General features: G+C 66.7%; 19 protein-coding genes. 4 read left to right on the top strand and 15 right to left on the bottom strand.

Translation table 11 applies throughout. From position 1 onward, the window contains the following. The first annotated feature begins 48 nt into the window (after positions 1-48). A complete protein-coding gene (locus FA85_RS18615) occupies positions 49-2,061 on the top strand; it encodes a TonB-dependent receptor (protein WP_036114048.1) in 2,013 nt (670 codons plus the stop codon). A gap of 133 nt (positions 2,062-2,194) precedes the next feature. Here FA85_RS18615 and FA85_RS18610 read toward each other — a convergent pair whose 3' ends face one another. From FA85_RS18610 to gltX, 3 genes are read right to left on the bottom strand one after another with little or no spacing between them, the layout of a single operon-like run. After that, positions 2,195-2,668 (bottom strand): transcriptional repressor, encoded by a 474-nt coding sequence (locus FA85_RS18610; RefSeq protein WP_036114050.1) that lies wholly within the window; start codon positions 2,666-2,668, stop codon positions 2,195-2,197. Positions 2,669-2,708: 40 nt separating this feature from the next. Beyond that, positions 2,709-3,011 carry a hypothetical protein gene (locus FA85_RS18605; RefSeq protein ID WP_036117827.1) on the bottom strand — a complete coding sequence of 101 codons (303 nt, stop codon included), beginning with the start codon at positions 3,009-3,011 and terminating at the stop codon, positions 2,709-2,711. After that, entirely contained in the window at positions 3,004-4,407 is a 1,404-nt protein-coding gene (gene gltX / locus FA85_RS18600) for a glutamate--tRNA ligase (protein WP_036114053.1), read from the bottom strand. Before gltX ends, FA85_RS18605 begins: the two co-directional genes overlap by 8 nt. A gap of 204 nt (positions 4,408-4,611) precedes the next feature. Between gltX and FA85_RS18595 the strand changes: the two genes are divergently transcribed. The 3 genes from FA85_RS18595 (at position 4,612) to FA85_RS18585 (ending at position 8,489) form a co-directional block, all read left to right on the top strand. Next, positions 4,612-6,690, top strand: coding sequence for a ricin-type beta-trefoil lectin domain protein (locus FA85_RS18595; RefSeq protein ID WP_036114054.1), 2,079 nt, complete (start codon positions 4,612-4,614; stop codon positions 6,688-6,690). Between the two features lie 124 nt (positions 6,691-6,814). Continuing rightward, positions 6,815-7,975, top strand: coding sequence for a glycosyltransferase family 4 protein (locus tag FA85_RS18590; RefSeq protein ID WP_036114057.1), 1,161 nt, complete (start codon positions 6,815-6,817; stop codon positions 7,973-7,975). Beyond that, positions 7,947-8,489 (top strand): phosphatase PAP2 family protein, encoded by a 543-nt coding sequence (locus FA85_RS18585; RefSeq protein ID WP_036114058.1) that lies wholly within the window; start codon positions 7,947-7,949, stop codon positions 8,487-8,489. The genes FA85_RS18590 and FA85_RS18585 overlap by 29 nt, the downstream gene beginning before the upstream one ends. On the opposite strand, the gene FA85_RS18580 is transcribed toward FA85_RS18585, so the two are convergent. The 12 genes from FA85_RS18580 to aroC all read right to left on the bottom strand — a co-directional run bounded on the left by FA85_RS18580 (position 8,405) and on the right by aroC (position 22,749). Continuing rightward, a complete protein-coding gene (locus tag FA85_RS18580; RefSeq protein WP_081907514.1) occupies positions 8,405-11,347 on the bottom strand; it encodes a type 2 lanthipeptide synthetase LanM family protein in 2,943 nt (980 codons plus the stop codon). The two genes, FA85_RS18585 and FA85_RS18580, sit on opposite strands and share 85 nt — an antisense overlap. Positions 11,348-11,357: 10 nt before the next feature. Then, positions 11,358-11,564, bottom strand: coding sequence for a DUF6229 family protein (locus FA85_RS18575; protein WP_036114062.1), 207 nt, complete (start codon positions 11,562-11,564; stop codon positions 11,358-11,360). Between the two features lie 214 nt (positions 11,565-11,778). Beyond that, positions 11,779-12,651, bottom strand: a complete 873-nt coding sequence (accD, locus tag FA85_RS18570) for an acetyl-CoA carboxylase, carboxyltransferase subunit beta (protein WP_036114064.1) — start codon at positions 12,649-12,651, stop codon at positions 11,779-11,781. A gap of 63 nt (positions 12,652-12,714) precedes the next feature. Further along, on the bottom strand, positions 12,715-13,515 hold the full coding sequence (trpA, locus tag FA85_RS18565; RefSeq protein ID WP_036114068.1) for a tryptophan synthase subunit alpha: 801 nt from the start codon (positions 13,513-13,515) through the stop codon (positions 12,715-12,717). Then, complete coding sequence (gene trpB / locus FA85_RS18560; RefSeq protein WP_036114070.1) at positions 13,515-14,726, bottom strand: tryptophan synthase subunit beta; 1,212 nt, start codon at positions 14,724-14,726, stop codon at positions 13,515-13,517. Before trpB ends, trpA begins: the two co-directional genes overlap by 1 nt. Positions 14,727-14,736: 10 nt before the next feature. Beyond that, the gene (locus FA85_RS18555; protein WP_036114073.1) at positions 14,737-15,348 is read right to left on the bottom strand and encodes a phosphoribosylanthranilate isomerase; all 612 of its coding nucleotides are present in this window, start codon (positions 15,346-15,348) and stop codon (positions 14,737-14,739) included. Then, positions 15,345-16,112 carry a tRNA pseudouridine(38-40) synthase TruA gene (truA, locus tag FA85_RS18550; protein ID WP_036114074.1) on the bottom strand — a complete coding sequence of 256 codons (768 nt, stop codon included), beginning with the start codon at positions 16,110-16,112 and terminating at the stop codon, positions 15,345-15,347. The genes FA85_RS18555 and truA overlap by 4 nt, the downstream gene beginning before the upstream one ends. Before the next feature lie 494 nt (positions 16,113-16,606). Beyond that, the gene (locus FA85_RS18545; RefSeq protein WP_036114077.1) at positions 16,607-19,126 is read right to left on the bottom strand and encodes a motility hub landmark protein FimV; all 2,520 of its coding nucleotides are present in this window, start codon (positions 19,124-19,126) and stop codon (positions 16,607-16,609) included. 168 nt (positions 19,127-19,294) lie between these two features. Next, positions 19,295-19,585, bottom strand: a complete 291-nt coding sequence (locus FA85_RS18540) for a hypothetical protein (protein ID WP_036114079.1) — start codon at positions 19,583-19,585, stop codon at positions 19,295-19,297. Further along, complete coding sequence (locus FA85_RS18535) at positions 19,585-20,613, bottom strand: aspartate-semialdehyde dehydrogenase (RefSeq protein WP_036114081.1); 1,029 nt, start codon at positions 20,611-20,613, stop codon at positions 19,585-19,587. Before FA85_RS18535 ends, FA85_RS18540 begins: the two co-directional genes overlap by 1 nt. A gap of 31 nt (positions 20,614-20,644) precedes the next feature. After that, positions 20,645-21,643, bottom strand: coding sequence for a 2-hydroxyacid dehydrogenase (locus FA85_RS18530; RefSeq protein ID WP_036114083.1), 999 nt, complete (start codon positions 21,641-21,643; stop codon positions 20,645-20,647). After that, positions 21,640-22,749: a chorismate synthase gene (aroC, locus tag FA85_RS18525; RefSeq protein ID WP_036114085.1), complete on the bottom strand. Its 1,110-nt coding sequence runs from the start codon at positions 22,747-22,749 to the stop codon at positions 21,640-21,642. Before aroC ends, FA85_RS18530 begins: the two co-directional genes overlap by 4 nt. Positions 22,750-22,753 lie beyond the last annotated feature (4 nt).

Below are 22,753 nucleotides of genomic sequence, written 5' to 3'. Positions count from 1 at the left end.
TAATGATACTTTATAACATCTCAAAACACACCACGGAGTTTCACCCCGATGCGCAGAACCCTTCTCGCCCTGACGCTGGCTACCACGTTCGGTAGCGCCCTCCCCGCCATGGCCGAAGACGCTCCCCAGGATGCTTCGGCGCCCGCGAGCGCCAGAGAGACCCAGGGGAAATCGCGCAAGAACGCCGAAAAGCTCGACGCCATCGTCGTCAACGCGGTGCCCCTGGGCCAGAGCGCCGACCAGATCGTGGCTCCCGTGGCCGTACTGGCCGGCTCGGCTCTCGATGACGCCAAGGCCGTGTCGCTCGGCGAGACCGTCTCGGCGATTCCGGGCGTGCAAAGCTCGGCGCTCGGTACGGCGGTCGGTCGTCCGATCATTCGCGGTCTCGACGGTCCCCGCGTCGCCGTCCTCGAAAATGGACTGTCGTCGCAGGACGTATCCAATGTCAGTCAGGATCATGCGGTGACCCTCGAGCCGTTCCTCGCCGATCAGATCGAAGTGCTGAAGGGCCCCGCCACCCTGCTCTACGGTTCCGGCGCGATCGGTGGCGTCGTGAACGTCGTCGACGGCCGCGTGCCGGAAAAAGCGCCGGAGAACGGTTTCGCCGGCCGCGCCGAAGTGCGCAGCGATTCCGTATCGGACGGTAAGACCGGCCTGCTCCGCCTCGACGCGGGTAACGACAGGTTCGCCATCCACGTCGACGGCATGCGTCGCGACAACGAGGATTACGACATCCCGGGCGGCACCCTCGCCAACAGCGCGGTGAAGACCACGTCCGGCGCGGTGGGCGCGTCGCTGCTCGGATCGTGGGGCTACCTCGGCCTGTCGGTCTCGCGCTTCATGGATCTCTACGGCAGCCCCGCCGAGCCAGGCGATCCGGCGGAGGGCGAAGATCCCGTGCACATCAAGATGGCGCAGACCAATTACAGCCTGAAGGGAGGCTTCATCCAGCCGATCGACGGCATCGCGAAGATCGAGTTCAACCTCGGCCACGGCGCTTACCAGCACGTGGAGTTCGAAGGCGATACTCCGGGCACGACGTTTGCGACGACCAGCAACCAGGGCCGCCTCGTCGTCACGCACGAAGAACTCGCCGGATGGAACGGCGCCTTCGGCGTGCAGACCCAGCATCGTCAGTTCTCCGCCGTGGGCGAAGAGACCTTCGTACCCGCGACGACGACCAAGGGCGTCGGTGTATTCCTCACCGAGCAGCGCGACTTTGGGCCGGTGAAGGTCGAGCTTGGCGCGCGGCATGACAAGCAGACCGTCCAGCCCGATAACGGCGCCAAGCGCGACTACAACCCGAACAGTTTTTCCGCAGGCGCCGCGTGGCGTTTCGCTGACCAGTGGCATCTGTCGCTCAACCTCGACCACGCCGAGCGCGCGCCGTCGGAAGAGGAACTCTTCGCCAATGGCCCGCATGAAGCCTCGAACACCTTCGAGATCGGCAGCGACCTCAACAAGGAAAAATCCAACCAGGCCGAATTGGGCCTTCACTTCCACGGTGACGTGGTCGAGGGCAAGGTCGCGGTCTACTACAACAAGTACAAGAACTTCATCTATCTCGCCGACACCGGCGAAGTCGAGGACGACCTGCCGGTACGCATCTGGTCGCAGAACGACGCGACCTTCCGCGGCGCGGAAGCGGAAGCCACGTTCCACCTGTCGAAGGGGACGTCGGGCAACTGGGATCTGCGCGTGTTCGGCGACACGGTGCGCGCCACGCTGTCCGACGGTGCCGGCAACGTGCCGCGCATTCCCGCCGGTCGCGTGGGCTCCACGCTGAGCTGGACTGCCGACAGCCTGCGCGCCAGCCTGGGCGCCGTGCGTTACATGAAGCAGGACAAGATCGCCGCGTTCGAAACCGACACCGCCGGATACACGCTGGTCAATGCGCACTTCGCATGGACGTTCGTCAACGACGAACGCAGCCAGTGGGAAGCGTTCGTCGACGGCAACAACCTGACCAACCAGACCGCCCGTCCGGCGACGTCGCTGTTCAAGGATGTGGCACCGATGCCGGGGCGGAATGTGTCGGTGGGGGTGCGGGCGTTCTTCTGACCGACAAAAAGAACATGTAGGAGCGCGCCCTGCGCGCGAAAAGCCTGCGTAGCGATGGTGGGTTGCCGCTTCTTCGCTGCGTCGGCTTTTCGCGCGCAGGCGCGCTCCTACAGCGGTGTCGGGCAGCCGGGCGTTACCGGCAGTTCTTGCAGATGCCGTGCACTTCGAGGGTCTGCGCTTGCGGACGGAACCCCAGGGCTTTGGCCTGGGCCTCGATCAGCTCCGCGACACGTTCGTCGCAGACTTCCTGCGCGCACTGGCATTTGTCGCAGATCAGAAAAGGTACCTGATGCGATTCCGCCGGATGGTGGCAGGACACGTACGCGTTGATCGACTCCAGCTTATGGATGAAGCCGTTTTCGAGAAGGAAATCGAGCGCCCGATAGACCGTGGGCGGCGCGGCGTTGCCGTGCTTCTCGCGCAGGCGATCGAGCAGATCGTAGGCTTTTACGGGCTTGCCCGCGCTCGCCACCAGTTCCAGCACCTCACGACGCAGGGGCGTCAGGCGCAGACCGCGCTCCAGCGAGGCGTGTTCGACCGCCGCGACGAAGCCGCGGGCATCGTCATGGTGTTCGTGCGTGTGCTTGTGCGCGGCGTGCGTGGTCACATCGAAATCCTCGTATCCCTCATTCTAACATGAGGGCCCGTCAGCGCTTTTTCGACCCGGGCAGCGGCGGCGGACCGCCACGCGGCGGTAAAGGCGGGGGCCGCTTGCGTGGCATGAAAGGCACCACCCAGCCGAACGGCCCCAGCACCAGCGCGGCGACGATGCCGGCGACGAAGCGCCCGCGCCACCAGCCCAGCACGCCGCCGACGACGATGAAAACGATCTGCCAGAGGATCAGCTGCCCCCATGGCACCGCGGCCATGAGGTTGGTGAAGATCGCCAGGAAAGCCCCGGGGTCGTCAGGATCAACGCCCCGCATCGCCTTGGCCAGGATCTCATCCACGAGCGCGGGCGAGCGCCTCGTCGATGCGCGCCAGCGCACCGTCGCGACCGGCCAGGTAGATGGTGTGTTCGATCGACGGCGACACCTGCGTGCCGGTCATCGCCACGCGCAGCGGCGCGGCCACCTTGCCCATCCCCAGTTCGAGGCCCGCGGCCACGCGCTCGACGGCGCCGTGCACGGTCTCCGGCGTCCACTCAGACAGAGCGGCGAGTTCGGACTTCGCCTTCTCGAGCGCGGCGGGCGCGGTGTCCGTACGCAGGTGTTTCTCGATGGCCTTGTCGTCCCACTCGACGATCGGGCCGTACCAGATCTTCGCGCGCTCGGCCATTTCCTTGAACGTCTGCACGCGGTCGCGCAGGGCCACGACCACATCGGCGGGGTTCGGGCCAGCCGAGGCGTCGATACCGATCTTGCCGAGGTGCCAGGCCAGTTCCGGCCCGAGCGTCGCCGGGTCATCCGTCTTCAGGTAATGCTGATTGAGCCAGGAGAGCTTGGTCACGTCGAAGCGCGATGCGGCCTTGTTGACGTCCGAGACGTCGAACAGCGTTTTCATGTCATCGACCGAGAAGATTTCCTGATCGCCATGCGACCAGCCCAGGCGGACGAGATAATTGAGCAGTGCATGCGGCAGGAAACCGTCGTCGCGGTACTGCATGACGCTGACGGCACCGTGACGCTTGGAAAGCTTCTGGCCGTCCGGCCCCAGAATCATCGGCAGGTGCGCGAATTCGGGTACGGGCGCACCCAGCGCCTTGTAGATGTTGATCTGGCGCGGGGTGTTGTTGACGTGGTCGTCGCCGCGGATCACCTCGGTGATACCCATGTCGATGTCATCGACCACGACCGCGAAGTTGTACGTCGGGAAGCCGTCCGAGCGGAAGATCACGAGGTCGTCGAGCTCTTCGTTCGACCACTCGATGCGCCCCTTCACCTTGTCGTCGAACACCACCGAACCCGTGGACGGGTTCTTGAAGCGGATGACGCGGTTCGGATCGTCACGCAGCGGCTCGTTGCGGTCGCGGTAATAGCCGTTGTAACGCGGCTTCACCCCGGCTGCCATGGCCGCGTTGCGCATCTCCTCGATCTCTTCCTTGGTCTCGTAGGCGTAATACGCCTTGCCCTCGCGCAGCAGCTGGTCGGCCACCTCGCGGTAACGGTCCATGCGCAGCGTCTGATAGTACGGACCTTCGTCGTGCGTAAGGCCGAGCCACTGCATGCCGTCGAGGATGGCCTGCACGGCCTCCTGCGTGGAGCGCTCGCGATCGGTGTCCTCGATGCGCAGTACGAATTCGCCACCGCGGCGGCGCGACTCCAGCCAGCAGTAGAGCGCGGTACGGGCACCGCCGATGTGGAGGTAGCCGGTGGGGCTGGGGGCGAAACGGGTACGGACGGTCATCGTTGAGGTCATCGGACGGACAAGGGCGGGATTTTAACCGATCGGGCACCGGGGTGGTTTCGAGGTCATCCCCTACAGCGTGCCTGCCTTTCTGCCAGTGCCCCGCTGCAGTCATTCCTACACACAAAAAGACCATGAGCCGGATGCTGCGCACGGGCTCGCCCGCGCATGCTGTAAGCACTCCCCAACTGCAAGGATGCATCCATGAAGACCCCCCTACGCCACGCGGTCGTCGCCATCGCCCTGGGCCTGTCCGCGCCGATCGTCGCGCAGTCACCGCCCACGGACGCCCAGGTGGTCGGCCTCGACGTGCGCTATCTGCGCCTTTCGGACCTCCCGGCGATCCTGACGGCGACCGGCGGCGACCCAGCCGCCTGGCGGACACCGGCAGCCTTGAAGGGCACGGCACTGTCGCAATCCGGAGCGTCGGCCGATCCCGTCATCGCATGGGTACCCGCCTCGGCACTGGCCTCGCCCCACGCCCGGGCCGAGGCCCTGGATATCGTCTCCTCAGGCGTCGCCCTGCTCGTTACCGCCCGAACAGGTGAGCGACGCTACGAAATCGCCCTGTTCGGCGTGGAAGCCACCGAAGCGACCGTGCTCTACCAGCCACTGCGCCATGGCGGCGTTCACCTGCATCTGTTCGAAGATACGGTCGATCCGCTGGCCCTGGCGGCCATCGCCGGCCACGTGGTCGAGGACGCCAGACGTCTGGCGATGGCTGACGCAGAAGAAGCATCGAGGTCACGCCTTGCCCCTGTCACGCGCGGTCCCGCGCAGGCATCGCAGACGGCGCCCGCGCGCGAGACGCCCGTGCGTCCCTGGGCCGCATCCAAGACCCACACCAATGGATCGCGCGTGGCGCTGATCGCGACGGTCACCCGGGATACCAGCCGCACGCACGACTCCAAACTGATCACGGTAAAGAGCACGGCCGAGGTCATCCCCCATCAGCGAGGGCTGGATACCCGAAAGAACAATCCCTTATGGTGGGTGCCGATCTGGCCGTTTCCGTCCCTGCCCCACGGCGCGGGCATCTACGTGCCTGGCGAGTACGGCTTGTCGACGTGGCTCATGTGGCCGGAAGATGCAACGCCGAACGCCCGCTTGCTCAGTTATCACCCGATGACTGACGGCCGTACCGCCCGGACAATCACCGACAAACATGTCACCACCTCGACATGGGGGGTGTCGGTGTCGCCCGAGACGACCCGTGGGCTCGCCGATGGCAAGATTTCGTCGGCCGGCAAATTCCCCGCATCGTTTTCCTACAGCGAAACGAACACGGACGAGCAATCCGTAACGATCACGCTCGACGACTACAGCGCCGCGTTCTCCGAATTCCAGGCGGAAAATCAAACCGAGGCATCGTGGCGTTTCGCCCTGGCCGATGACATTTCAGCCAAACCCGCCTACTTCGGTAAACCCGCCACGACAGGGGGGCGCAGTCGGATGATGAAACACGCGGGGCTGGAAACCGCGGCCACGTGGCGGGTCGACGGCACGTACGAAGGCCCGATCAAGGTCACCAGCGCCGCCACCGTGATGAACCGCTACTTCCATCACCAGGCCAAAACGACCGCTGATGCCATCGACTGCCATGAGAAAGTCGTCGTTCTCGATGCGACGCCGTGCGAACTCTCGATCGTCACCAGCCGCGGCCCGTCGGACAGGCGGGAATTCGTCGCCACGGCGCAGCCGATTGCCAGCGTGATCATGGACCTTGGCACGCCCTACCTCACGCGCACACCGACGGTGCTGCTGCAGTCCCTGGGCGACGCCAACCGCTGCATCACGCAGCCCGACGCGTCCGCCCGGATCACCCTCGAGACCTGCGACCGCACCGAAGGCCATCGCGTTCAGCAATGGATGATGGACGAGGCCGGACGATACGTGAACCGTGGCAGCGGCATGTGCCTGGAGACGGATACCGCGTTCGGTGGCGTGAGGGCCACGGCATGCACGCAGACACTGGCGCAACAGTGGGAATGGCGTGCCGACCGCATCCATTCCCGTTTCGAAGGTGGCCGCCTGCGCCTGCATACGGACGCATCGGGCTTGTCGACGGCGTTCCGCCCCGGTAAGGACGCATTGCTGCCGGTCAATGCGACCAACGCACTGTTGCCGCCGTGGACGACCTACCCGTTGCAGCCACGCAGGGGTGACTACATTCCCGGCTTCAACTTCCAGGCCGAACCGATCCCCGATGCCTATCTCGCATTCGGCGATGTCGACAGCGGGCAGCGCTGGGCGGCCATCCCGCTCATTTTCGGCATCAAGTGACAAAGCGGGCCCGGCGGTCGATCGCCGGGCCCGTTCCGGTAACGCCAGCGTCATATCACCATCATGCCCGCGACATCCCTGCGCGCGAAGCTTGGACCAAGCTCAGGCCAACAGGGGCACCGCCATGCGAGTCGGCATCGTCACCGAGACCTATGCACCGGACGTCAACGGGGTCTCCCTTACCGTCCAGTCGCTCGCCCGCGGACTCGTCCGCCGCGGACACACCGTCGACCTCATTCGCCCGATCCACCCCGACACGCCGGCCATGGCCGATGCGGGCATGGATGTCCTCGCCGTCGAAGGTGCCGCCGTCCCCCGCTATGCCGGCCTGCGCTTCGGCCTGCCCTCCCGCTTTCGCCTGGAACGCCGCTGGCGGTCGGACCGCCCGGATGCGATCTACGTGGCCACCGAAGGCCCGCTGGGATGGAGCGCGGTAAGCGCCGCCCGCCGCCTCGGCATCCCCGTCGCTACAGGCTTCCACACGCGCTTCGACTTCTACGTCGGCCATTACGGTTTCGGCGCCTTGACCCCGTTCGTACGCAACTACCTCGCCCGGTTCCATCGTCGCGCGCAGACCACCCTGGTGCCCACGGGCCAGCTCGCCGGTGAGCTCAACGACCTCGGTGTCCACGACGTACGCGTGCTTCGCCGCGCTGTCGACCCGCAGCGTTTTCATCCGGAACGCCGTAACGACGACCTGCGCACGTCATGGGGCGCGGGTCCGGATACGCCGGTCATGCTCAGCGTGGGCCGTGTGGCGCCGGAGAAAAACCTGCACGTCGTGATCGATGCCTACCGTGCCCTGCAGCGTCGCGTTCCCGGCGCCCGCTGCGTCATCGTCGGTGACGGTCCGGGTCGTGCCGCTCTCGAAGCGGCCCATCCGGATGTGATTTTCGCCGGCGTCCGCCGCGGCGACGACCTGGCCGCTTACTACGCCAGTGCCGATCTGTTCGTTTTTCCGAGCCTCACGGAGACCTTCGGCAACGTGGTGCTCGAGGCGATGGCGTCGGGGACACCCGTCGTGGCCTATGCGGAAGCCGCCGCTCGCGAATTCATCCGCAACGGCCAGAACGGCATCCGCGTCGCGCCCGGCAACGAAGGCGGACTGATCGAACGCGCCGCGGCGCTCGGTGCGGACATCCACGCGTGCCGGGCGATGGGCGGCGCCGCACGTCTCTCGCTTGCCGGTTCATCACCCGATTCGGTCATCGCCGAATTCGAATCCATCATGCAATCAATGGCCGAGGAGAGCGTCCATGAACGCAGCACCGCCGTCGCCGCGTAGGGCCAGCCTCGACCGGCGCATGTGCGTCGCCGCCAACCGCTGGGGCGCGCGTCGTGCGATCGGCATCTTCTTCGGCGCCATCAGCCGCCTTGGTGATGGCGTCTTCTGGTATTCGCTGATGACGGTCATGGCGATCGTCGGCGGCTGGCACGGTGTGGCCGTGGCGGTCCAGATGGCGATCACCGGACTGACCGCACTGATGCTCTATCGCGTACTGAAGCGCTGGACGCGGCGCCCACGCCCCTTCCGCACCTGTCCCGGCGTGATCGCCCACGTGCCCCCGCTGGATGAGTTCAGCTTTCCGTCGGGACACACGTTGCAGGCGGTCTCGTTTACCGTCGTCGCCGTCGCGCACTACCCGGTGCTCGCACCTTTCCTGATCGGCTTCGCCGCGCTCATCGGTGCCTCACGCGTCGTGCTCGGTCTGCACTACCCCAGCGACGTGCTCGCCGCGACCGTCATCGGTGGCGGGCTCGGCACGTTGTCGCTGTGGGCGGAGCGTGTGCTGGTCTGATTCGCGAAGGACGGAAGCAGGACGGAAGGCAGAGCACTTTCGGGATGCATCCGCAGCAACTGCCACGCGACGCCGCCCAGGCCGGCGATCAGGCCCGGTGACAGGTCTTCACTCTGCCTGCCGCACCGGGCTCCGTGGCTTTCGATGCTGCCGATGATCGTGGCCTTCAGCGTATCGCTGTCGCAGCCTGCGGGAGCGAATCCCGTGCGCACGGCGATGTCGAGCAGCTCCCACGCCCCCATATCGCCGTGGCATAGCCCATGACCGCCACCGATACCGTTCTGCCAGGCGAGCGTCGAAGCGACGCGGAACTGGGCACGCCGATCGGCGTTATCCAGTGCCGGATCCAGATCCACCAGCGCCAGCCCGATACCGACCGCGCCGTGGCACCACGCGGCCGCCGGGTCGCCACCACGAAGGTCGCGCCAACCCGTCGCCGGATCGAACAACGACGCGTCGAACGCGAGCGCGGCCCGCGATATCGCAAGAAAACGATCCTGTCCGGACGCCTGCGCCAGCTTCGCCAGTGCCCATCCGATGCCCGTCGATCCATGGGCGAATCCGCCAAGTCCATCGGGCCATCGCTCGTGCGGCCACCAGGCGCGGCCGTCCTGCCGACGCGCCGCCTCGATCAGTGCATCGCCCACGGTCATCGCCTGGGTCAGGTGGCTCGCATCCTTCGTGCGCGCGTAAAGCGTAAGAAGGGGTGCAATCGCACCGCTGCTGCCGGTAAGCAGGTCGCGCGTATCGTCCGCCGCGACGGACTCGGCGATGAGTCCGGCGAGACGCTGCGCCCGCTCGACGCCCTCACCTGCCGCCGTCGCGCCCCAGGCCTCCAGTAGCAGCCACGACGCGATCTGGGAGCCGAGACCGATGTACCCACCGGGAGGCACCGGGCGCGGCCGCGCCACATGGGTACGACGCTCCCATAGCTGCGCTTCGGCCCATCGCATCGTGTCGACCGCCGCCGCTGCGATCGCATCGATCTCCGACACATCGTCCGCCCTCCCCGCATCGCGCTCGCGCGTATAACCATGAGCCAGTAACGCGATGCCTGCGATGCCTCCGTATACATCCTGAGCGATCGGTTGCACGCTTCGCCCGTTGGGACCCAGCACGGAAGCGATCCAGGCCACGCTGCCATCGTCACCGCGGATCGCACGCCTCACGATGTCTTTCATGACACCTGCGGCGAGCCGACGGCGACGGCGGTCGAGATCGTGCAACGCGAGGCGTACCGGTCGCAGGGAGGCATGCGCTTCGTCGCGGTCACCGTCGGCATAGGCGCTGGCCAGCGAGGCGCGGATAGCCTGACGTTCGAGCGCGAGATCTGCCTCGCGCCAGCGTCGCAATGCATCCTCGGCGAGGTCGCGGGGATCGAGCCACGACGTGCCGCGAGGGCCCGCCAGCCACCCTTCGCTAACGATCGTCGAAAACAGCGGAATGTCGCCATCGAGCAGGTCGGCGATCTCGGCCGCGATCACGTCGTCGCGATCGGGCGAAATCGCTCGGTTGAGACCCATCCGACGCAACAACGCGGCGGCGCGATGCGTCGCTTCGTCAGGTGCGTGCAGCGACACCGGGTGCCAGAGCATGCGCGCCAGCTCGGCGTACACCTCGGTCGACCGGACGACCGCACGCACTTCGCAGCCTGCAAACGGGCGCAACCGGTCAGCCAGTCTCCCCGCCGCGTCCTCGGAGCGCAGCCAGGCGGTCACCTGATCGAAGCCTTCGACGACCTTCGGCCAGTGCGCGGCCAGCGCGGGCGCGCGTGACGGATGATTCGCGGCGCCGCCGGGCTCGACCATGACGGTGCCCAGCCGCGCGCGATCCGTACCCGCGTCGACGATGGCAGGCACCTCCACGCTGGGCTGCTGCCCCGGCAAGGCACCCATGCCGGACGAATCCACGCCACGCCAGGCCAACGCCGCGCCGCGCCCCGGCAGAAACCCCATGCTCAGCACGCTGCCTTCGACCATGCCCGCGGCGCGGTCGTGCGCCAGGCCCATGCCCGAGGGTGTGACCGGCGGATGCGGCGTGAACAGCGTCTCGCAGTCGATGACGAACGGATGCGCACCGTGCGCGATCAGGTTTTCGGCATGCAGATCGCTACCGCCGAGCAGACGCATGACGGCCAGCCACTCGCCCAGTCCGCGATAGAAACAAGACAGTTCGCCGTCGTCGGCCGCGTAGCGGTGTTCGACGAATGCGGCCCAACCGTAGCCATCCCGCTCCACGACGGGTGGTACACGAAGACTGGCGCCCTGTGCTGTGAGTGGCTCGATAAAGCGGGACAAGGCCGCGTCGATGCCCACCGATCGTGGCTTGTAGACGATACGGCCGCGGGCGCAGGTGAGCAACGCCACGGTCCTTCCGCCACGGTGACTGTCGCCCGCGCCGATCGCCAGGGCGACGAGTTCGCCGAGCGGGCTACCGTGAAATTCGTCGAGCGCCTCGCGGTCCGTCGCGAAATGCGTGGCGAACGCCAGCGCGCTTGCGCAACGCTGTTCCACCAGGCGATTCACGCGATCCATCAGCGTCGGATAGTGCGTCGTCAGTTCCTCCCAGAATGCGGGAGACGACGAGCGCTCAATGAATTCGTGCCAGCGGCCCGCGCTGTCGGCAGCGACGAGCAAACCGTCGTCGACAGCCGCGTGCAACTCGAGCAACAGGACACGACCGAGTCGGCCATGCAGCGCTTCCGTGAGCGAAGCGCGCGTCGCGTCGGCGACGACGCCGCGTTCGGCGCACGTCAGGCCGGCTACCCCGGCGAGCCGGGCTGCAAGATCCACCATGGCATCGGCGATCAGGCAGCCCAGCGATTCGCTGAAATCGTCGGCGTCCGTGGAGGACGTCACGGCGAGAGGATCAGGCGCAGTAGATGTGAATGGTGTTCTTGATGGAGCCCGTACACATCGCACAATCGGTGACGAGCATGTCGGTGCCGCCGACGATATCCGCCTCGGCGAATTCGTTGGCGAAGAGCGCACCCGCCGGGTTGTTCTTGTCCGCCTGCGTGCGCCACTGCGCGGCACGGCTGACGGAGTTGGAAGCGAAGTTCATGTCGTTGTTCATCGGATTCATCCTTTGCGGTATGGAATGGAAAAACGTACGTACTCCGGTGCCCTCACCCCGGCCGATTCTTGTCGTGCGCCCGGATACGGCACAAGGGCCAACGCCATGCGTCGTTACGTGTTTTCGGCATGAGCCGCAAAAGTGACGGCCGTGAACGAAGAAGGCCCCGGATTTCTCCGGGGCCTTCCTTGTTTTGCTTACTTACGAAACCGGATCACGCCGCCGCGCGCGGCGCCTTCTCCAGAATGCCGAGAATCGAGCCGAGCTTTTCGCGCATTTCGCGACGGTCGACGATCATGTCGATGGCGCCGTGATCGACCAGGAACTCCGGACGCTGGAAACCTTCCGGCAGCGTCTCGCGCACGGTCTGCTCGATGACACGCGGGCCGGCGAAACCGATCAGCGCCTTCGGCTCGGCGACGTTGAGGTCGCCCAGCATGCCAAGGCTTGCCGACACACCGCCGGTGGTCGGATGCGTAAGCACCGAGATATACGGCACACCGGCATCGCGCATGCGCGCCAGTGCGGCCGACGTCTTGGCCATCTGCATGAGCGAGAACAGGCCTTCCTGCATGCGTGCGCCACCCGTGGCGGCGAAGCAGACGAGTGCGCTGTTTTCCGCCAGCGCCTTCTCGGCGGCGCGTGCGAATTTCTCGCCGACCACCGACCCCATCGAGCCACCCATGAAAGCGAACTCGAAGGCGACCGAAACGATGGGACGATCCAGCAGCGTGCCGGACATCGCGATCAGCGCATCCTTTTCGCCCGTGGACTTCTGCGCGGCGACGACGCGGTCCTTGTACTTCTTCTGGTCCTTGAACCTGAGCGCGTCGACGGCCTCCAGCTTCGGCCAGAGTTCGTTCGCGCTGCCTTCGTCGAGGAACGCGTTGAGGCGCACGCGCGCCGAGATCGCGTGATGATGGCCGCACTTCGGGCAGACCATCAGCGACTTTTCGAGCTCCGGCTTGTAAAGGACCGTGCCGCAACCGGCGCACTTCTCCCACACACCCTCGGGCACCTTGCCCTTACCGCCGGCCGCGCTGGGTGCGCGGGTCTTCGGCGTCATGATTTTCTGCAGCCAGTTCATCGTGCGTCTCCGATTGGTGTCGCGTCGCGCGCGGGGCGCGCTCCTACATGAAGCTCGTTTCGATCAGCGCGCGTCGAGGGCGGCGCGGATCGGGGCCAGGAAATCGTTGGCCCGTTTTGCCACCTCGTCAGCGGACGTCGCACCGGCCAGACGTTCGACCAGGGCACTGCCGATGACGACCGCATCGGCGAACGCGCCGATGGCAGTGGCACTCGCGGCGTCGCGCACACCGAAGCCGACGGCGACCGGCGCCTTCGACGTCGCCCGGATGCCGGCCACGCGCTCGGCGATATCCGCCGTGCTGAGCTGGGCCGCGCCGGTGATGCCAGCGAACGACACATAATACAGGAAGCCCGAAGCCGCCTCGCACAAGGCCTGCAGCCGGCTATCGGTGGTCGTCGGCGAGGCCAGCAGGATCTGGTCGAGGCCGGCATCGCGCAGCGGCGCGAGCACGTGCGCCTCCTCGAGCGGGCAGTCGACCATCAGCACGCCATCGACACCCTTCTCCACGGCATCGTCGGCGAATTCCGGGTATCCGTACATCTCGACCGGGTTGAGGTAGCCCATCAGGACGATCGGCGTTTCGTTGTCGGTCTCACGGAATGCCGCGACCCAGGCCAGCACATTATGCAGGCCGATGCCCTTAGCAATGGCCCGCTCGCTGGCGTGCTGGATCACCGGGCCGTCGGCCATCGGATCTGAGAACGGCACGCCCAGTTCGATCACGTCGGCGCCCGCGGCGACCAGCGCATGCAGCATCGGCACCATGGCGTCCGGCTGCGGGTCACCCGCCGTGACGAAGGTGATCAGGCCGGTACGACCGGCGGCTTTCAGTGCCGCGAAACGGCTTTCAAGGCGGCTCATCAGATCTCGATCCCTTCACGCTCGGCGATGGTGTGCACGTCCTTGTCCCCGCGACCGGAAAGGTTCGCCAGCACCAGGCCGTTGCTGGGCAGTTCACGGGCCAGCTTGATCGCCTGGGCGATCGCGTGGCTCGATTCCAGCGCGGCAAGGATGCCCTCCGTGCGGGCGAGCAAGTGGAACGCCTCGAGCGCTTCGTCGTCCGTCACGCCGACGTATTCCGCCCGACCGGCGTCCTTCAGGAACGCGTGCTCCGGGCCGACGCCCGGATAGTCGAGGCCCGCGGAAACGGAATGCGTCTCGACGATCTGGCCGTTCGCGTCCGAGAGGACGTAGGTGCGATTGCCGTGCAGCACGCCCGGCTTGCCCGCCGCCAGCGAGGCGGCATGACGACCCGTACCGATACCGTCGCCCGCCGCCTCGGCGCCGACGATGCGCACGTCGCGGTCGTTGAGGAAGGCGTGGAACAGACCGATGGCGTTCGAGCCGCCACCGACGCAGGCCGTGATGACGTCCGGCAGACGGCCGAACTGCTCCAGCGTCTGCTCGCGCGCTTCGCGACCGGCGATGGCGTTGAAGTCGCGGACCATCTGCGGGTACGGGTGCGGACCCGCCACGGTGCCGATGATGTAGAAGGTGTCGGCGACATTCGTGACCCAGTCGCGCATCGCCTCGTTGAGGGCGTCCTTGAGTGTCTTCGAACCGGAAGTGACCGGGACCACCTCGGCGCCGAGCAGGCGCATACGATAGACGTTGATCTTCTGCCGCTCGATGTCGACGGCGCCCATGTAGACGACGCACTTCAGGCCCAGACGCGCGGCCACGGTGGCGCTCGCCACGCCATGCTGGCCCGCACCGGTCTCGGCGATGATCCTCGACTTGCCCATGTGCCGGGCGACCAGCGCCTGACCCACGGTGTTGTTGATCTTGTGCGCGCCTGTGTGGTTCAGGTCTTCACGCTTGAGGATGATCCGCGCGCCGCCGACGTGCTTCGTCAGCCGCTCGGCGAAGTACACCGGGCTGGGACGGCCCACGTAGTACTTGAGGTCGCGATCGAGCTCGGCGATGAAGGCGGGATCGACACGCAGTCTTTCATACGCGGCGGTCAGCTCGGCCAGGGGCTCCATGAGCGTTTCCGCCACGTAGATGCCGCCGTAGTCACCGAAGCGGCCATGCGCATCGGGGTAGGCGTGAAAATCCGTGATTTCGGTCATTGCCTTCTCGTTATCGTCGTACAGCGGAAATGAAGCGTTCCATCTTAGCCCCATCCTTGATACCGGGCGACGTCTCGATCCCGCTGGAGACGTCGACGGCCCAGGGGCGTGCGATGCGGATGGCCTCGGCCACGTTGTCGGCGCCGAGCCCACCCGCGAGGATCAGGGGTTGCGCAAGATGTTTCGGCATCCGCGACCAGTCGAAACGCTGCCCGCTTCCGCCCTGCTCGCCGAGCCCGTGCCCGTCCAGCAGCAGCCCGGCCGCGCGCGGATATTCGTGCAGACGCGCCAGCGCCGCCTCACCCTCACCCATCGCGATGGCCTTGGTATAGCGCACGCCGTAGCGGGCGCATTCGTCGTCGGTTTCGGCGCCGTGGAACTGCAGCATGTCGGGACGGAGCACGCGCAGCACCTCGTCGATAAACGCCGGCTCGTCGTCCATCACCAGCGCAACCGTGGTGATGTACGGCGAAACGGCATCGCGCAGCTGCGCGGCGGCGGCCGGCTCGACAAAGCGCTTGCTCCTGCGCGTCATCACGAAGCCGATGGCATCCACGCCGAGGTTCACCGCGAGGCGTACATCGTCGAGGCGGGTCAGTCCGCAGAACTTGATCCGGGTCATAGCGTCACTTCCTGTGGCAGCCCCCAGTGGGCTTCGTAAAGCGGTCCCAGGAAGGTCAGCCCTTCCGCGGGTGCGGTGGCGCCGGCGACCTCGCGATCGCGGCCGGCGAGCAGTTCGGCCATCCAGCCGACGCTCTCTTCACCACGGCCGATCCGCAGCAGCGAACCGACGATATTGCGCACCATGTGATGGAGGAAGGCGTTCGCCTCGATCTCGACGACCACATGGATGTCTTCGCGAAACACGCGGATCGAGCGGACGTTGCGCCGCGCATGCGCGGCCTGGCAGGAGATCGCGCGGAACGCGGTGAAATCGTGCTCGCCGACGATCGCCTGCGCGGCTTCGTTCATGGCCTCCGCATCGAGCTGGCGGCGCTCCCAGGCAACGAACCGCGCATCCAGCGCCGGGCGCACGAAGCGCGGCAGCAGGCGATACCGATAGCGTCGGGCCCGTGCGGAGAACCGCGCATGAAAGTCGTCCGGCACCACCTGCGCCCAGGTCACCGCCACCGTATGCGGCAGATTGGAGCAGGCGCCGAGGATCCAGCCACGCATGTCGCGCACCACCTCAGTGTCGAAATGCACCACCTGGCAGCGACCGTGCACCCCGGCGTCCGTACGACCGGCCGCGGTCACTTCGATGGGCGTCTGCGCGACAAAAGCGAGCGCGGCCTCCAGCGAACCCTGCACGGTCTTCGCATGGCTGAGCCGCTGCCAGCCGAAGAAGTCGGTGCCGTCGTATTCGACGCCTAGGGCGATGCGCATGGGGCGGGGTTCTTGGGGCGGTGGAAACGGGAAAGAGTACCACTCGGGGGGATGGGGTGCGTTCGGGGGCGTATGGGCCCTGGGGTGTTTGCGTCGAGGCCGGGGAGCCGTTGGCTGCCGTTCCTGTCGCTAAGTCCTCGTCCGGCCTTCGCCTCCCTGCGGAATCGCTCCAGGAACGGCAGCCAACGACTCCCTCCCAACGCAACGGTTGGTTGTGGGCAAGCAAAAAACAGAGCACGGCGATCTTGTGGCCTGCGCCTATGCTCCTCGATCGTTTTTGCGGCACGAAACCTCATCGTTCGGAGGGGTGCCGCCGGGTGTCGTTCTCGGAGCGCTTCCGCACGTAGGCGAAGGCCGAAGGAGGGCTTAGCGACGAGAATGGCATCCGGCGGCGCCCCTGCCTCGACGCGTTTGCGCCCAACGCGATGGCGAAGCCGAGCACAAAAAAGAGCCCCGGCACAACCGGGGCTCCAGTATCACGGCCTACGAATGACTCAGACGATATCGCTCAAAATCCGCTTCGCGGTGTCTTTCTGCATCTGCGAGCCCTCGGCGATGACTTCCTCGAGCATCAGGCGGGCGCCTTCGGCGTCGCCCATGTCGAGGTAGGCACGGGCCAGGTCGAGCTTGGTGTCGACCGGGTCGTCGCTGAAGCTGTCCGCCGAATGGTCGGTAAGCGGCTCTTCGTCGGGGAAGACCGGGAACGCCGGCGGTTCGTCGAAGCGCGGCGGCTCGTCGAAACGCGGCGGATCCGACGGCCTGGGCGAGGCGAGATCATGGTCTTCGTCGAACGACCACGTCGAACGCTCTTCCTCGTGCGTCTTCGTTTCTTCGCTCAGGATGTCGCCGAACGTCGAGCCGTGGACGGGCTCGTCGTGCAGCGGGGTTTCGCTGTACGGCGATTCCGGCGCATCGACATCGAAGACGTCCGGTGCGTTGGGACGGCGATCCGCCTCGGCACGCTGCACCGGGGTGAGGTCGAAGTTGAAGTGGTATTCGCTGTGTTTCTGCGGTGCCGGACGCGGCGGGATTTCGCCCTCGTCCGGACCCGTCACGTAGCTGCCCAGGTCGAATTCTTCGAGCGCGGCGGCCTCGTCGGCCGTGTGCGGCGTGGCGGCCGTGTACGTATCGTACGGCTCCTCCACCGCGTCGACCGGGGTGCCGCCGAACAACGGATGGCTCGGGGCCAGGTCTTCACCCATCATCACGACTTCGCGCCATTCCGGCTGTTCCGGATCGGCGACGTGCGCGTGCATGGCCTCGGCGGCGGCTTCGAAATGCTCGACGTCGCGGCGGCCGTAGTAGAGGCTGACCAGCTCCAGGTGCAGGCCGATGTCGTCCGGGTGTTCAGCCAGGGCGTCGAGGATCTCGCGCTGATCCTGGTCGATGGCATCGTTATGACCGTATTCGCCGAAGCTCGGCTCGTGGCCGAAGCGATCGGCCAGCGAACTCGCGCTCGCCGCGGAAGGCCTGGGCTTCTTGCGGCTGAACACGGCCGCGACCAGCAGCAGGAGGACGACGATGGCGCCGCCGCCCCATGCCCACGGCTGCATGTACCAGGGATCTTCTTCGACCGGGACCGGCGCGACCGGAGTCGCCTTTTTGACCGGCGGCCTCGCGGCAGCCACTGGCGCGGGCGCAGGCGCCTGAGGCGCGGCCGCCGGTGCCTGCAACGGCGTCGTCGCCACCGTGGCGGCGGCGGACGGGGCCGGTGCCGGCGTGACCGCCGGAGCCGATGCGGTAGCGGCCGGGGTCGACGCGGGCGTGGCGGCGACCGGTGCCGGTGCGGGAGCAGGCGTCGGAGCCGGGGTCGGCGCGGAAGCCGCCGCAGCCGGCTGGCCACCTGTCTTGCGCGCGTCGGCCAGCTTGCGCTGCAGCTCGGCGATTTCCGAATCCTTGAGACTCAGCAGGCGCTCGTTCTTGGTGTTGATCTCTTCGAGATCGCTGATCCGCGACTTCAGCTCGGCGCCCTGCTGCTTCAGCGAGGCGACGTTTTCCTGCTGGGTCGTCAGCTCCTGCTTGAGGCCGGCGACCTGGGCATCGCCCTTGCCGTCCTTCGTGCCCGCGCGGGTGGACGCGGCATCGCCACCGGCCTTGGACGGCACGATGGCGAGGCGATCGCTGGCGGGCGCGGCGGCCTTACCGGTGTCCTGTGCCGCGCCGGTCGAGGCGCCATCGGCGACCACGGACGGCTTGCGGGTGGAGCCCGAGCGCCACTCTTCGTTCTGGCGACGCACTTCGGCCAGGGCCGACGCGGCGGACTGGGCCTGCACGTCTTCGGGCGACGGCACGCGCAGCACGGCGCCCGTCTTCAGCGCATTGATGTTGTCGCGGTAGAACGCATCCGGGTTGGCCTTGTGCAGGGCCAGCAGCATCTGGTTCATGTCGCCGCCGTTGCCGTGCGCGCGCACGATGGCGGACAGGCTCTGGCCGCGCTGGACCGGACCGTAGCTACCATCGGCGGAAACCGGCGCGCTGCTGCGCGATGGCGACCTGGCCGGAGCGGCCGCTTCGCTGCGCGACGGACGCGATTCATCCGACGAGGAGCGGGACGGCACGTCCGAGGTGCGCGACGGGCGCGAGGTCGGCTTCGGTGCACCCGTGGACGGCGCCGAAATCGGGGTGCCCGGCGGATCGAGCAGCATGGTCACCTCGCGGACGACCTTGTTGCTACCGCTGGAGACCTCGACGAGGAAATCGAGATAGGTGTCGCGGACCGGCGAGCTGCTGGTCACGCGGATCACCGGCTGGCCGCTGGCATTCCTGGCCACCGCGAAGCTGAGCGCCACGGGCAGGCCGTCGCGATTGAGCCCGGCGCGGGAGAAAGCCTCCGGCGAAGCCAGCGTGACATGGACGTTGTCGAGACTACCCGACACGCCGGTCAGCGGGATTTCCGCGACCAACGGCTGTTCCATGGTGGAGCGCATCTGGACCGGACCCAGGTTCTGGGCCATGGCGTGGCCGCCCCCCGTTACCAGCGCCAGCATGATCGACAACTTCAATGTGCGGTTCATTACTGCTTCCCCCGAACGAATATCATGCCGGCGGCGCGCCTCTTTCGGGCGATCAACCGCGAAGGCGCCACTTTAGTGCACCCCAGCAACAACTAACAATAGCGAACACGGGTAGTTACGCGACAACGTTGCGGTCGTTCGCGAATCCCGTACACGCCCCCCTTACAGTTAACGCGGCCGTTGCTCGGCGGCCAGTTGCTTTTCCAGCTCGGCGATCTTCCGATCGCGTTCGGCCAGGGCTTTCGCCGCCGCGTCGGAGTTCGACTCCAGCGTATCGACCCTGGCCTTGAGCTGCTTCACACTGGCATCCTGCGCCGTGACCTCCCGGTGCGTCGCATCCAGTCTGGCCCGGGCGGCCTGCGCATCTTCAGCTCGCGCCGGCGCCGTCGCCCGCTGCCCGGCCATCGCAAAAGGCGATACCAGAACGAGCAGGCAAGCGGCGACGGCGCGATGATTCATTACAGATAGTCCTCGATCAGGATCTCCGCGATCTGCACGGCATTCAGCGCCGCACCCTTGCGGATGTTGTCGGACACGACCCAGAGGTCGAGGCCGCGTTCATGGGAAATGTCTTCACGGATACGGCCCACGAACACGGGATCCTTGCCGGCGACATCGCCGACCGGGGTCGGATAACCGCCGGCCTTGCGCTCGTCCTGCACGACGATGCCCGGCGCCTGCTCCAGCAGTTCGCGGGCGCGCTCGGCCGTGATCTTGTCGCGTGTTTCGATGTGCACGGCCTCGGAGTGACCGTAGAACACCGGCACGCGCACCGCCGTCGGGTTCACCTGGATCGAAGGATCCTCGAGGATCTTCCGGGTCTCCCAGACCATCTTCATTTCTTCCTTGGTGTACCCGTTGGGCTGGAAGTCGTCGATGTGCGGGATCACGTTGAAGGCGATCTGCTTGGGAAACTTGGACGTCTCGACGTCCTGGAAGTTGAGCATTTGCGCGGTCTGCTTGCCCAGCTCTTCCAGGCCGCTGCGGCCCGCACCCGATACCGACTGGTAGGTGGCCACGTTGATGCGTTCGATGCCCACCTCGCGATGGATCGGCGCCAGCGCCACCAGCATGCCCATGGTCGAACAGTTCGGGTTGGCGATGATGCCGCGCACCGTGTAATCGGCGATCGCGTGCGGGTTGACCTCGGACACCACCAGGGGAATGTCGTCCTGGTAGCGGAATTCGGAGGTGTTGTCGATCACCACGGCACCGGCCGCCGCGGCGCGCGGCGCGTGCTCACGACTGACGGAGCCGCCGGCGGAGAAGAAGGCGATATCCACGCCGTCGAAGTCGTATTTGGCGAGATCCTGGACGACGTAAGGTTTTCCAGCGAAATCGACCGTACCGCCCGCCGAGCGCTCGCTCGCCAGGGGCACCAGTTCGCTGACCGGGAAGTCCCGTTCGGCGAGGATCGAAAGGAGGGTTTCGCCGACCGCGCCGGTCGCACCCACCATGGCTACCTTGTAACTCGTCTTCTTGCTCATCAGTCGCTTTCGTCAGGGCGTGGGAAACAGGTCAGCTGGCGTCGGCCAGTACACCCGGATTGAGAATCGTGGGTGGCCGGCCGGCGTGGGGACCATGTCCAAACGCCGCCAGCACATTGTCCACAGCCAGCGCCGCCATATCGCGACGTGTGTCGCGACTTGCGCTGGCGATGTGCGGACTGAGCACGATATTTTCGATTTTCAGCAGGTCGGGGTGCACCTGGGGCTCCCCTTCGAACACGTCCAGGGCGGCCGAGGCGATCGTCCCGTCGGTCAGCGCCCGGGCCAGGGCCGCGTCATCGACGATGCCGCCGCGGGCGATATTGACCAGGGTGGCCGTCGGCTTCATGGCCTTCAGCTCCGCCTCGCCGATCGTATGGCGATTGGCCGGCGTGAACGGCAGCACCAGAATCAGATGGTCCGACTGGGCGAGCAGCGTGGCCTTGTCGACGTACCGAGCCCCGCAATCGCGCTCGATCGAGGCCTCGAGGCGCGACCGGTTGTGGTAGATCACCGGCGCGCGGAAACCGGAGGCACGGCGCGCGATGGCCTGCCCGATCCGGCCCATGCCGAGGATACCGATGGTCTTGCCGTGCACGTCGGCGCCCAGCCAGCCCTCGAAACGAGAGCCATGCCACTGCCCGTCACGCAGCCAGCGTTCGGACTCGCCCACCCGGCGGGCCGCGGCGAGCATGAGGGCCCAGGCGTAATCGGCTACCGTCTCGTTGAGCACGTCCGGAGTGTTCGACGCACCGACACCGGCGCTGGTCAGGGCATCGATGTCGAGGTTGTTGTACCCCACTCCGAGATTGGCCACGAAGCGCAGCTTCGGCGCGCCCTGCAGCACCTTGCCATCGATCTTGTCGGCGAGGCCGACGATCGCGGCGTCGGCGTCGGCCAGACGTTCCGCCAGCTCAGCTGGCGAGAACGGCCGTTCTTCGGTCTCGGCGCGCACGTCGAAGTACTCGCGCAGGCGGTCGACGATATCGGGAAAGAAGGGTCGGGAGACCCAGACGACTGGCTTGCTCATGCGTTGTCCTGTACGGCGCCGGGGATCCGCGGGGGCACCTCGCCCACATCGCCGCATTGCGCACGATGGCGCAGCGCCTGATCCATCAGCACCAGAGCCAGCATGGCCTCGACGATGGGCACGGCGCGGATACCCACGCAGGGATCATGGCGGCCCTTGGTCACGACCTCGGACGGCTGCCCTGCCCGGTCGACGCTGCGGCCGGGGATGAGGATGCTGGAGGTCGGCTTGAAGGCCACCGAGACGACGACAGGCTGGCCCGAGGCGATGCCGCCCAGGATGCCGCCCGCGTGATTGGAAAGAAAACCGTCGGCGGTGAGTTCGTCGCGGTGCTGCGTGCCGCGCTGGGCCACGGCGGCGAAGCCGTCGCCGATCTCGACACCCTTGACCGCGTTGATCGACATCATGGCGGCGGCGAGTTCGCCGTCCAGCTTGCCGTAGATCGGCTCGCCCCAGCCCGCCGGCACGCCGTCGGCGACCGCGGTGACTCTGGCGCCCACGGAATCGCCCGACTTGCGCAGGGCGTCCATATAGGACTCGAGTTCGGGAATCTGGGCCGCGTCGGGCCAGAAGAACGGGCTGGTCTCGATGGCATCGGCGTCGAAACCACGCGGCACCATCTCGCCGATCTGGGACACGTGGCCGCGAACGGTAACGCCATAGCGCTGGGCCAGCCACTTCTTGGCGATGACACCTGCCGCCACGCGCATGGTGGTCTCGCGCGCCGAGGACCGGCCGCCGCCGCGCGGGTCGCGCACGCCGTACTTCTGCCAGTAGGTGTAGTCGGCATGCCCCGGGCGGAACGTGTCGAGGATATTGCCGTAATCCTTTGACCGCGCGTCGGTATTGCGGATCAGAAGCGCGATCGGGGTGCCCGTGGTCACCCCCTCGTAGACGCCCGACAGGATCTCGATGTCATCCGCCTCGCGGCGTTGCGAGGTGTGCCGCGAGCGCCCGGTGGCGCGGCGCTCGAGGTCGGCACGGAATTCGGACGCCTCCAGTGCCAGACCCGGGGGACACCCGTCGACCACGCACCCGATCGCCGGGCCGTGGCTTTCGCCGAAGGTGGTGACAGAGAGCAGCTTGCCGAACGTATTGGAGGACACGGTA

The organism is Luteibacter mycovicinus (assembly GCF_000745235.1).
Lineage (GTDB): Bacteria > Pseudomonadota > Gammaproteobacteria > Xanthomonadales > Rhodanobacteraceae > Luteibacter > Luteibacter mycovicinus.
Note: the sequence above shows the minus strand (reverse complement) of the source record. Positions and strands in the feature narration are given on the sequence as shown.